The following is a 10,806-nucleotide window of genomic DNA, read 5'->3' as shown; positions in this document are numbered from 1 at the left end:
TATCTTCTCCTGCAGCCACGTCCAACCTCTCTTTGCGCGCATGAACGGCGCACTCAGGCCAGGCAGGGTGACTGCCCGGCGTACATACGCCGTGTGCGACGTATTCGGTTACAACAGCCCGGTCATGTGTGCCGGGCAGGGTCCTAGAGCTCCTATCCCTGCTGCGGAGTTACACGGTTGTTGTCCGGCAGGCATAGATGTCACCAGCCACTCTAGCCCTGACCGTAACCCGATGCGTAGCCGCGCCCTGGGCACCCCGGTTGTATTTCGCCGTCATACTGGTTGTGTGACTAAAAGCCGCTGCGAAGCGGGGTGAAGGTCCCCGATGTGACGCAGAATATGTGCCGCGACGGGGCCGGCAGCTTGAAGAGCAAGCACAAAGGGTGTTGGCTTGGAGTAATGGAAATCACTATGCAGACTGCATACATGAGGCATTGGAGGTACACGTGAGCGAGGCCGACGCCGCCACTTCGGTAAATGTGGCGGAAAAATTGGGTTTCAAGACTGGGGATCTGATTCAGGAGTTCGGTTACGACGACGACGTCGATTTCGACTTACGTGACGATATCGAGGACCTCACGGGGTCTGAGCTGCTGGATGAAGACGATCACGAAGTTGCTGACGCCGTCATCTTTTGGTGGCGTGCAGGCGATGGCGATCTTGTCGACAGCCTGATGGACTCGTTGACCACGCTGAGCGAAACCGGAGTTGTCTGGGTCCTGACGCCAAAGTCGGGCCGGGACGGGTACGCCTCACCGGCAGATATCCAGGAAGCCGCCCCCACTGCAGGTCTGCACGTCACCACGTCAGCCGGCGTTTCCAAGGACTGGAGCGCCACCCGGCTGGTGAGCAGGAAAAACAAGTGAGCATTGCGCTGGCCCCCACCGCTGAAGTTCCTGCGGTGGGCAGCACAGCGCCGCCCTTTGAGCTGGTCAACCAGTTCGGCGAGCCCGTCCTGTTGCAGGATTACCGGGGCCGGACTGTGGTGCTGGTGTTTTATCCTTTCGCGTTCTCGGGCATCTGCACCGCGGAGCTTGGTGACCTCCGGGACAATGCAGCCGCCTTCGAGGCGGCCGGGGCCGCCGTGCTGGCGGTCTCCGCGGACAGCAAGTTCAGCCTGCGCGCTTACGCCGAGCAGGAGGGTTTCGGCTTTGACCTGCTCTCGGATTTCTGGCCGCACGGCGCAGTCGCCAGCGCTTACGGCGTTTTCGACCCTGCCAGCGGCATGGCCCGCCGGGGAACGTTCATCATCGACCCCGGCGGAACCATCCGGTACTCGGTGCTGAATCCCAGGGGCGTGGCGCGGGACGTGGGCGCCTACCTCGCGGCCCTGGCCACGCTGGCCGGGTCCTGACATGGCAGAACCACGGCCCCGGATCGGACTGACCGGGTTTGCCAGCAGGCCGCCCGTCCCCAATGCCGGCCCGTCGGCGTCGGATCTTCCGGGCCTTGAGACTGCCTCCGGTCTACTGGCGGGACTGCGGCTTGCCGTTCTCACCGGCGCCGGCCTCAGCACTGACTCGGGCATCCCGGATTATCGGGGCCCGGACTCGGCACCACGCAAGCCCATGACGTACCAGGAATTCACCAGGGATGCGGCAAACCGCCGGCGCTACTGGGCCCGGAACCATATCGGCTGGTCACACCTGCGCCATGCCGACCCCAACGAGGGGCACTTCGCCCTGGCCAGGATGGAGCAGCGGGGACTCCTCACCGGCCTTATCACCCAGAACGTGGACCGGCTGCATGAAGATGCCGGCAGCACCAACGTCGTGGACCTGCATGGCCGGTACGACCGTGTGGTCTGCCTCGACTGCCACCGGAACTACTCCCGCCAGCTCCTGGCCGGGATGCTGACGGAGTTGAACCCGGACTTCCTGGCCCAGGCACTCGCCGCCGATGTGGTGGAAATCGCGCCTGACGCCGACGCAACAGTCGAGGACGACGCGCTCATCAGCACCTTTGTGGTGGCCGTGTGCCCTGCTTGCGGGGGAGTGCTGAAACCCGACTTTGTGTACTTCGGCGAAAACGTGCCGAAAGACAGGGTGGAGCGTTCCTACGCCATGGTGGACGACGCCGAAGCCCTGGTGGTGGCGGGCTCGTCGTTAACTGTCATGAGCGGCCTGCGCTTCGTCCGGCACGCTGCCAAGGACGGCAAGCCCGTCGTCATCATCAACAGGGGCGCCACGCGCGGCGACGACAAAGCCACCCTCAAGCTCGAGTCGGGAGTCAGCGAATCGCTGACCTGGCTGGAGAGCGAACTTCCCACCCCCTGACCCCGCGGACCGCGGGACCCCTTCCGATTCGCGTTGCTGCCGGGGGTGGGGTAGAGTCGATGTTCGTTGGTCAGGGCGGCGCCGCCGCCCGGAGCATCGTTTGGGTCTTTAGCTCAGCTGGTAGAGCGCCACGTTTACACCGTGGATGTCATCGGTTCGATCCCGGTAGGACCCACCAAAGAAAACCCCGTAGTTGCAGCCTGACTGGCTGTAAATGCGGGGTTTTCCCGTTTTCCCGGTGTGCGGCCGGGGACGCCCCTAGGCTGTGTTCGCCGCCGGGGGACGTACCAGGAACCGTTCGATGGTCTGGAAGATGACGTAGTCGGGTCGTACGTCGCGGATGTAGTCAAGGTCCAGCGCGTTCTCCCACTTCATGTGGTATTCCCTGAACAGCCGCGAGAACCACCAGCCCAGGCGGGTGGGGCTTTCCACTCCGCCGAAGAAGGAATTGCCAAAAACGACCACTTTCTTATCCGATACCGGGGCACTGTTCTGCCAGATGTTATGGGACCCCACAAAGTGGCCCGGTGAATACGAATAGACGTTGGTGATCTCCTGCTCGCCCAAAGCGTCGGGCGCAGGACGGTGCTGCTTGTCCCACAGCGGGACGTCGAAGAACTTGGCTGACAGGTCCCCGTCCCGGTACGTGGTTTCGGTCAGGCCGACCCCGTCAAGCCAGCGGGGGTCGCAGCCCGGGAGCCGCTCCAGCATTGCCCGTGTCATGGCCAGGGAACCGGCGGGGGAGCAATGCGTATCGTTCCGCTGCCAGGCCCCTATTTCGTTGTCCCAACCATCAAACATGCCGAGGAAATTCAGGTAGCCCGGCTTTCCTGCCATAAGTGCATCCACCCGGCTGTACAGCGGCGTGGGCCCGCTGATGGGGAGGGGCGCCAGGTGGCGGAGGGCGGTCAGTTTCTCGGGAATCATGACCTGCAGGAAAGGGATTCCCAGTTCCGCCAGGGCTTTTGCGTTGGAGTCAAGGGCCGCCTCCCACCGCTGGGCCTTCTCCTCCATGGCTGCCTTCGCCGCATCGGTGGCGGGTTCGCGGTACTGGTCGCGGAGGGCGTTGCTTCCGCCCGTCAGGAAGAGGTGCCCGTCGCGGCCCAGCTGGGCTGTGTCGTTGCCGGAGCGCATGCCCACCGGGAAGCCCAGGTAGGACAGGTCGCCGGACTTGCCCGCAGCGGCGCTTTCCCGGGCATACTTGGCCAGGCCGGACTCCTTGACCTGCAAGGCGTCCAGGATCACTTCACGGGTCCCGCTGGAATTGGCCGAAGCGGTGGTGACGAAGTCGGCCATCATCTGATGATAAGCGCGACCACCCAGCTGGACCGGGCTGCGGACGCCGTCAACGACGGCCGCCACATGGTGCGACTTCGCCAGCAGGTGATGGCTTTCGGCCGGCTCATCCAGGCTCAGCGTGAACACCCGGTTCGGCACACCCAGGGAGGCCACAACATCGGCTCTTTCGTGGCCAAACACTGCGGCGCCGGAGACCTCTCCGTTGCGGTCAAAATGCAGGGCGGGTGGTTGCCCGCTGGGGTCCACCTGGATCCACCCGGTCAGCGTGAGCTTATCCGGGGAGATGGAATCGACGTAGCCTTGGAGCATTATCCCTCTTTACTTTCCCTGAAGCGGACCGGTCGATTCTTCCACACCGGCCGTGCCCGGCGCCTGCCGGGCCATGATGTCGGTGCCCTGCCCTAAGTTGCAGGAATGGAACACGTGATAGTGCACACGGGCAAGGATGGACGGCCCACGGCGGTGCTCAGCGGCGGCAGGGAATGGACGGTGGGTGCCGAACCTGTCAGATGGTTTGAGCGGGTGAACTGGTGGGAGCTCAACCGCAGGATGCCCAAGGGCGGCAGCCGGATCGATGTGGAGGTCCTGCAGGTCCAGGTCAGGCTGGGCCGCAATGCAGGTTCGGCGTTGACCACCATGCTGCTGCAGCGGGACGGACTCGGCGGCGGGTGGCGGCTGCGGGAGTCGGTGGCGGACGCCGCCTGAGCGGCTGAAAGCGGGGTCCTGGTGACGGGCCGCGCCCGGATCCGGGCATTGGAAAACCCTCCACCGCGACTATTGGGGGATGCCGCGGTGGAGGGCCTGTGATGAATATACCGTGAACTTCAGGAAACACGAAGTTGACACGGTGTCCGACACGCAGGTGTCCCGTGGAAGCGCCTGATCAGCCGGCAACCCACGGCCACGGCAAACCGTCCAGCCATTATGATGGTTACTGTTCAGCGGAATGAACAGTAGGACACGGTAGCTTCCGACGCCCCATCAAAGGAGAATCATGGCCGATTCCCGCACCGCCCGCCCGTCAGACGGACTTGGGAGCTCTTCCCCGGCGCCGGCAGTAACCCGGGCGGCGGCCGTCCTGGATGCCCTGGCCGCCTCAGCCACGGGGCGGTTGACCCTGAGTGACCTGGCCCGCGAGCTCGGGATCCCCAAGTCGTCCACGTCCAACCTGTTGCTGGCGCTTGAGGAGGCCCGGTTGATCAGCAGGCAAGGGGCGGAGTTCACCTTGGGGCGCAAACTGGTGGAACTCGGCGCCGCTTACCTGAGCCGGCTGGATGAAGTCCAGGAGTTCTACCGCTATTGCGAGCAGGCAGCCACGCTGTCAGGTGAGACCGTGCGGATCGCCATGCTGGACGGTACAAACGTGATCTACCTGGCCCGTTATGAAGGCCACCCTGCCGTGCGGCTGACGTCAAACATCGGCGACCGGATGCCGGTGTCGCTGTGCGCCGTGGGGAAGGCCCTAATTGCCCGGCTCCACGACCATGACATCGATGACCTCTTCGCCGACGATGCAGACCTTCCCGTCCTCACGCCGAAATCCCTCCGGACCGGCGCCGAGCTGAAGGCCCAGTTGCTGGAAATCCGGGAACAGGGCTACGCCTTTGAAGATGAGGAATCCACCACGGGCGTGGTGTGCCTGGCCGTCGCCGTTCCCACACGCGGCGCCCACGGGCCGAGCCTTGGCTTGTCTGTGACTGCTCTCAAGGCCACCTATACGCCCGAACAGGGCGCCGGGATGGTGAAGGAGCTCCGCGAGCTGGCCCACTCGCTGGGCAATCCCATGGGATAGCGGCGTATTTCCCAGCACCCCTTGCTCATTGTTCAGCTTGATGTACTCTGTTCAATATAGTGATCAGCACAACAGGTGTGATCACTGACCCACCAGGCCAACGGAGGCCTGGAGTGTTGTAAGGGAGTTCTTGTGACAACTCGTACTAATGCACCACAGGCCGGCAGGGACGACGCCGTCGTTGACCCTGACCAGCTGCGCCGGGCAACATTGGCCAGCTCCGTGGGCTCCGCCCTGGAGTACTACGACTTCTACATCTACGGGCTGGCATCGGCGCTGATCTTCGGCCCGTTGTTCTTCTCCCCGCTGGGGGAGAGCGGAGCCGTCATCGCCTCCTTCGCGACGTACGGTGTGGGCTTCGCAGCCCGGCCCTTCGGCGGCGTGGTCTTTGGCTATATCGGAGACAGGTTCGGCAGGAAGATGGTCCTGATTCTGACCATCGGCCTGATGGGTATGGCCAGCTTCGCCATCGGCCTCCTGCCGACGTTTGAACAGGCAGGGATGCTGGGTGCGGTCCTCCTTGTGGTGCTGCGTATCGTCCAGGGCCTTGGCGCCGGCGCCGAGCAGGCGGGCGCCACCACCTTGATCTCCGAAGTCGCGCCGCGCCGCCGTCGTGGATTCTTCGCTTCCCTGCCCTTCGTGGGTATCCAGATGGGTACGCTGCTTGGCGCCGGCACCTTTGCGCTGATGGCCCTTGCCGACAAGGAAGTGCTGCAGGGATGGCTGTGGCGGGTGCCGTTCCTGGCCAGTTTCGTCCTCATTGTTGTGGCTGTTTTCATCCGGCTCCGGCTGAAGGAAACCCCGGTGTTCCAGGAACTGGAGAAGCACAAAGCCGTGGTGAAAAACCCGGTGGGGCAGATCTGGAAGCACTCCAAAAAGAACGTCCTGGTGGGCATCGGACTGCGCATGGGCGAGAACGGCAACTCCTCCATCTATTCGGCGCTGTTGGTCTCTTTCATCAGCATGCCTGCCGGCGTTTTCGCCGGCGACAAGTTCATCGGCCCCACCGGCCTGCTGATCGCCGCAGGCTTCGCGGCCGTTATGGTGGTGGTCTTCGGCGGCTTGTCGGACAAGTACGGCCGGGTCCCGGTCTACCGCTATGGCGCGCTGTTCCAGGCCGTCATCGCACTGCCTGCGTTCTACCTCGTCACCCTGGGCAATGTCACCCTGGTCTGGGTGGTTATGGTGGTGGGCATCGCCCTGGGTGTGCAGTCCATGCTGGGCCCGCAATGCGCCCTGCTGCCCGAACTGTTCGGCTCCCAGCATCGCTTCACCGGCGTGGCCTTGAGCCGCGAACTCTCCGCTGTCCTGGCCGGCGGCTTCGCTCCAATGATCGGTGTGGCACTGCTTGCGGCCACCAACCACTCCTGGCTGGTGCCCGCCATCTACTCCCTGGTGCTGGCATCGATCTCCTTCGCCACCACGTTTTTCACACCGGAAACCAATGGCCGCGACCTCGTCCTGGTGGAAGACGCACACTAGGACTGCAACGAAGAACGCCCGGCCCGCATCACTGCGGGCCGGGCGTTCTGTATATCGGGGGAGTGCCGGTCAGTAGAAATGCACGGGATCAACCAGGTGCGGCAGCTCGCCGCCGGCCAGGAAGATGCCGAGGTTGGCGGAGAAGCGCTCCGCGATCAGCCGGTTTTCGGCGGCACTCAGCGCCGAAGTATGCGGGGAGACCATCACCCGGGGATGGTCCCACAGCGGGCTTTCCTGCGGCAGTGGCTCCACAGCGAAGACGTCCAGGCAGGCGTAGGAGACCTGGCCGTTGTCCAGGGCCTCGAGCAGGGCATCCTCATCCACCACCGTGCCGCGGCCCACGTTGATGAAGACCGTTCCCGGCTTCATCGCAGCGAAAATCTCCCGGCTGAAGAGGCGCTCCGTGTACGGCGTGCCCGGCAGGGTGTTGACCACGGCGTCCGCGGTGGCGAGAAGCCCGGCCAGCCCGTCGTTGCCTGCTACCTCGTCGATTCCTTCCAGCGGCTCAACGGTCCTCTTGGTCCCGCTGACCTTCATCCCCAAGGCGCGGGCCACACGTGCGGTTTCCAGGCCGATTTCGCCGAGCCCGGTGATGACCAGCCGCGAGCCGCTGACCAGCCTGGTGGGTGTCCGCAGTTCCGGCCACATCCGGTTCGACTGGTCCACCGCCAGCTCTGCGGAGCGCTTGAAGCCGTTCAGGATGCCCAGTGCGGCGAACTCCGCCAGCGGCAGGGCGTGGACGCCGGCGGAGGTGGTTACCTTGAACTTCTGCAGGCTTTCCAGGTCAAGGCCGGATGCCTTGACCGCTCCGCCGGCCCCTGCGGCCATGGCCTGGACCCATTGCAGGTGCGGGTTCTGCCGGGCCACTTGGGCCAGCCCGGCAGGGCTTTCGTTCGGCAGGCCGTAAAGGACCTGCGCCTGGTTGATCATGGCCCAGTAGCGCTCCTCCTGTTCGGGAGTGCGCCGGAAGTCCGGGTCGCCTGCGTGATCGGCCGGGAAGCGTTCCGGCGGCAGGAGGTCCGGCTGGTACAGGACGGTGACGGATGGGTGGGCGGCGCGGATGCTTTCAACCAGCTCAGCCTCGAGCGGTACGGCAATGGCCACAGTAGGCGAAGTTGTCATACTGTTCATCATACTGAATGGAGGCTAGGATATTGAACAGTTTCGCACGATTTTGGCACAACGATGTGAGGTCACCAGCATGCAGGACAACAACGTAGGCTTCGTGGGGCTGGGCCTGATGGGCCTGCCCATGGCGTCAAACCTGGTACGCGGGGGCTGGCAGGTGACGGGATGGAACAGATCCCCGGGCCCGGTAGCGGAGCTCTGCAACCTGGGCGCCGCCGGGGCCGGGTCGGTCGCCGGCCTACGGGATCTGCCGGTGATCATTTTTATGCTTCCGGACCTTTCCCACATCGAGGACGCCGCGGCCGGCCTGCTGGCCGCCTGGCAGGCAAAGCCGCCGGAACCAGGCACCGTGCTGGTGGTCATGAGCAGCGTTTCGCCACAGCGGGTCAGGGACTTCGGCCGCCGGGTGGAAACGGCCAGCGCCGGCAACGCCGCGGTAGTGGACGCGCCGGTCAGCGGCGGCACGGCCGGCGCCACGGACGGGACCCTGGCCATCATGGCCGGCGGCACTGTTGACGACGTCGCCCGCATCACGCCCGTCCTCGCCGGCATAGGTACCACCGTCCGGCACCTCGGCGGACTCGGCTCGGGATCCTTGGCCAAGGCCTGCAACCAGCTCATCGTGGGAACCACGACGGCGGCGCTCGCCGAAGCTGCCGAACTCGCCGAGCGCTCCGGCATCGACGCCGGCGCACTTTTTGAGGTCCTGGCCGGTGGCCTGGCGGGAAGCCGGGTCCTGGACATCATGGGACCACGCCTGGTGGCCAAGGACTACCGGGTCACCGGACCCGCGAAGTTCATGCACAAGGACCTCACCTTTGTAGTGGAGTCTGCCCGGGTGGCCGGTGCGGCGGTCCCCCTGGCGGCGGCCGCCGTCGACCTCTATGCGGAACTCAAAACCCAGGGACTGGGTGACCAGGACCTGACGGTGGTCCGGCAGGCCATCTCACACCTCAGCGATCAGGCAGCCGCGCACGCGGCGGAAGGAAGCGTCACAGCATGAACGGACTTTTTGACCTCACAGGCCGGGTGGCGCTCGTCACCGGCTCCAGCCGCGGGATCGGAAACGCCCTGGCGCGCGCCCTGGCCGGCGCCGGGGCCACGGTTGTCCTCAACGGGCTGGACCCGGACCGGCTTAAATCAGCCGAGACTGCCATGGCCGGCGATTTTGCCCCGGGCCGGATCCACAGCGTGGCCTTTGACGTCACCAGCGACACCGCTGCGGCGTCCGGCGTCGCCTGGATCGAGGAAAACGTGGGCCCGCTGGACATTCTGGTCAACAACGCCGGCATCCAGCACCGCGTCCCCATGCTGGAGCTCGACGTCGCCGACTGGGAAAAAGTCATCGCCACCGACCTCACCAGCGCGTTCCTGGTGGGCAGGGAGGCCGCCCGGCACATGATCCCGCGCGGCCGGGGGAAGATCATCAACATCTGCTCCGTCCAGACGGACCTGGCCCGCCCCACAATCGCCCCCTATATCGCGGCCAAAGGCGGCCTGCGCAACCTGACCCGTGCCATGACCGCCGAATGGGCAGCCTCCGGGCTCCAGATCAATGGCATAGCACCCGGCTACATCCATACCGAGATGACCCAGAACCTGGTGGATGATCCGGAGTTCAACTCCTGGATCCTCGGCAGGACGCCCGCGCACCGCTGGGGCACCGTCCAGGACCTGGCCGGACCGGCCGTATGGCTTGCCTCCGCCGGCTCGGACTTTGTGAACGGGCAAACCATTTTCATCGACGGCGGAATGACGGTGGTGGTCTGATGGAAACGCTGAACCTGCCCACTTCGGGACCGGCCATGGTGGCCTACGCCGCCGGGGACCTGCGCATCGAGGACGTGCCGCTGGTCCCGCCGGCAGCGGACCAGGCGGTGGTACAGATCCGCTACGGCGGTATCTGCGGCTCCGACCTGCACTACTGGCAGCACGGCGCGGCGGGGGAGTCGATCCTTAAAGCTCCGATGGTCCTGGGCCACGAGATCGTTGGGGTGGTGGCCCAGGCGGCCGCCGACGGTTCGGGTCCCGGCGTTGGGACGCCGGTGGCTGTCCATCCCGCCACCCCGGGCCCGGGCGCCGCCCGCTACCCGGCGGACCGGCCCAACCTGTCACCGGGCTGCACCTACCTTGGCAGCGCTGCACAGTACCCGCACACCGACGGCGCCTTCAGGCGCTACGCCACGCTTCCCTCCCGGATGCTCCGGGAGCTGCCGGCCGGCCTGGACCTGCGGACAGCGGCGCTGATCGAACCGGCCAGCGTGGCCTGGCATGCGGTGGCCCGTGCCGGGGAGGTAGTGGGGAAGACCGCGCTGGTGATCGGCTGCGGCCCCATCGGTGCGCTCGCCGTTGCCGTCCTCCGCCGGGCCGGGGCCGCCACGATCGTTGCCGTTGACGTGCATCCCAGGCCTTTGGAGATTGCCGCCGCCGTCGGTGCGGACCGGGTCCTGCAGGCAGGGGACGCCGGAGCCATCACCGCTGTGGAAGCTGACGTGGTGATCGAATCCTCCGGCAGCCACCATGGGCTGGCTTCAGCCATCAAGGGTGCAGCCCGCGGCGGACGGGTGGTGATGGTGGGGCTTCTGCCCTCCGGTCCGCAGCCGGTGCACATCTCGCTGGCCATCACGCGGGAACTGGAACTGGTGGGCTCCTTCCGGTTCAACGACGAGATCACCGACGTCATCGGCGCCCTCGCCGATGGCAGCTTGCGGATAGGCCCGGTAATTACCCACGAATTCCCGCTGGAGCGGGGGCTCGAGGCCTTTGACGTGGCCCGGAACTCCGCAGTGTCAGGGAAGGTCCTGCTGGACTTCGGACCGTAGCGGTCCC

Annotated in this window: 11 protein-coding genes and 1 tRNA gene; 10 read left to right on the top strand and 2 right to left on the bottom strand. The window is 65.4% G+C overall.

The genetic code is table 11. The annotated features are described in order from the left end of the window. The first annotated feature begins 446 nt into the window (after positions 1-446). From ACU18_RS06815 to ACU18_RS06800, 4 genes are all read left to right on the top strand, one after another. Entirely contained in the window at positions 447-866 is a 420-nt protein-coding gene (locus ACU18_RS06815; RefSeq protein WP_050684777.1) for a DUF3052 domain-containing protein, read from the top strand. After that, the gene (locus ACU18_RS06810) at positions 863-1,354 is read left to right on the top strand and encodes a peroxiredoxin (protein ID WP_050684776.1); all 492 of its coding nucleotides are present in this window, start codon (positions 863-865) and stop codon (positions 1,352-1,354) included. Before ACU18_RS06815 ends, ACU18_RS06810 begins: the two co-directional genes overlap by 4 nt. A gap of 1 nt (position 1,355) precedes the next feature. Beyond that, entirely contained in the window at positions 1,356-2,276 is a 921-nt protein-coding gene (locus ACU18_RS06805) for an NAD-dependent protein deacetylase (RefSeq protein ID WP_050684775.1), read from the top strand. Between the two features lie 102 nt (positions 2,277-2,378). After that, positions 2,379-2,454: transfer RNA gene (locus ACU18_RS06800), tRNA-Val, on the top strand. An 80-nt stretch (positions 2,455-2,534) separates the two neighbouring features. On the opposite strand, the gene ACU18_RS06795 is transcribed toward ACU18_RS06800, so the two are convergent. Beyond that, positions 2,535-3,884 (bottom strand): hypothetical protein, encoded by a 1,350-nt coding sequence (locus ACU18_RS06795; RefSeq protein WP_050684774.1) that lies wholly within the window; start codon positions 3,882-3,884, stop codon positions 2,535-2,537. Positions 3,885-3,989: 105 nt separating this feature from the next. On the opposite strand from ACU18_RS06795, the gene ACU18_RS06790 reads away from it, so the two are divergent. The 3 genes from ACU18_RS06790 (at position 3,990) to ACU18_RS06780 (ending at position 6,849) form a co-directional block, all read left to right on the top strand. After that, on the top strand, positions 3,990-4,280 hold the full coding sequence (locus ACU18_RS06790; RefSeq protein ID WP_050684773.1) for a hypothetical protein: 291 nt from the start codon (positions 3,990-3,992) through the stop codon (positions 4,278-4,280). Between the two features lie 289 nt (positions 4,281-4,569). Next, positions 4,570-5,367 carry an IclR family transcriptional regulator gene (locus ACU18_RS06785; protein WP_050684772.1) on the top strand — a complete coding sequence of 266 codons (798 nt, stop codon included), beginning with the start codon at positions 4,570-4,572 and terminating at the stop codon, positions 5,365-5,367. Positions 5,368-5,499: 132 nt separating this feature from the next. Continuing rightward, positions 5,500-6,849, top strand: a complete 1,350-nt coding sequence (locus ACU18_RS06780; RefSeq protein ID WP_197273533.1) for an MFS transporter — start codon at positions 5,500-5,502, stop codon at positions 6,847-6,849. A gap of 69 nt (positions 6,850-6,918) precedes the next feature. On the opposite strand, the gene ACU18_RS06775 is transcribed toward ACU18_RS06780, so the two are convergent. Further along, complete coding sequence (locus ACU18_RS06775) at positions 6,919-7,983, bottom strand: D-2-hydroxyacid dehydrogenase (RefSeq protein WP_050684770.1); 1,065 nt, start codon at positions 7,981-7,983, stop codon at positions 6,919-6,921. Between the two features lie 67 nt (positions 7,984-8,050). Between ACU18_RS06775 and ACU18_RS06770 the strand changes: the two genes are divergently transcribed. Genes ACU18_RS06770 through ACU18_RS06760 form a run of 3 tightly spaced genes read left to right on the top strand, consistent with a single transcriptional unit; the run spans position 8,051 to position 10,799 of the window. Then, positions 8,051-8,980 carry an NAD(P)-dependent oxidoreductase gene (locus tag ACU18_RS06770; protein ID WP_050684769.1) on the top strand — a complete coding sequence of 310 codons (930 nt, stop codon included), beginning with the start codon at positions 8,051-8,053 and terminating at the stop codon, positions 8,978-8,980. Beyond that, positions 8,977-9,747: an SDR family oxidoreductase gene (locus tag ACU18_RS06765; RefSeq protein ID WP_050684768.1), complete on the top strand. Its 771-nt coding sequence runs from the start codon at positions 8,977-8,979 to the stop codon at positions 9,745-9,747. The genes ACU18_RS06770 and ACU18_RS06765 overlap by 4 nt, the downstream gene beginning before the upstream one ends. Next, on the top strand, positions 9,747-10,799 hold the full coding sequence (locus tag ACU18_RS06760) for an L-idonate 5-dehydrogenase (protein WP_050684767.1): 1,053 nt from the start codon (positions 9,747-9,749) through the stop codon (positions 10,797-10,799). The genes ACU18_RS06765 and ACU18_RS06760 overlap by 1 nt, the downstream gene beginning before the upstream one ends. Positions 10,800-10,806 lie beyond the last annotated feature (7 nt).

It is taken from the genome of Arthrobacter sp. ZBG10 (genome assembly GCF_001238605.1).
In the GTDB taxonomy this organism is placed as follows: domain Bacteria; phylum Actinomycetota; class Actinomycetes; order Actinomycetales; family Micrococcaceae; genus Arthrobacter.
This window is presented reverse-complemented; position numbering and strand designations above follow the sequence as displayed.

Excerpts from the sequence above, each read along its gene's own strand:
- ACU18_RS06805 (WP_050684775.1), top strand. The coding sequence starts at position 1,356 with ATGGCAGAACCACGGCCCCGGATCGGACTGACCGGGTTTGCCAGCAGG.
- ACU18_RS06795 (WP_050684774.1), bottom strand. The coding sequence starts at position 3,884 with ATGCTCCAAGGCTACGTCGATTCCATCTCCCCGGATAAGCTCACGCTG.
- ACU18_RS06790 (WP_050684773.1), top strand. The coding sequence starts at position 3,990 with ATGGAACACGTGATAGTGCACACGGGCAAGGATGGACGGCCCACGGCG.
- ACU18_RS06785 (WP_050684772.1), top strand. The coding sequence starts at position 4,570 with ATGGCCGATTCCCGCACCGCCCGCCCGTCAGACGGACTTGGGAGCTCT.
- ACU18_RS06775 (WP_050684770.1), bottom strand. The coding sequence starts at position 7,983 with ATGATGAACAGTATGACAACTTCGCCTACTGTGGCCATTGCCGTACCG.
- ACU18_RS06770 (WP_050684769.1), top strand. The coding sequence starts at position 8,051 with ATGCAGGACAACAACGTAGGCTTCGTGGGGCTGGGCCTGATGGGCCTG.
- ACU18_RS06765 (WP_050684768.1), top strand. The coding sequence starts at position 8,977 with ATGAACGGACTTTTTGACCTCACAGGCCGGGTGGCGCTCGTCACCGGC.
- ACU18_RS06760 (WP_050684767.1), top strand. The coding sequence starts at position 9,747 with ATGGAAACGCTGAACCTGCCCACTTCGGGACCGGCCATGGTGGCCTAC.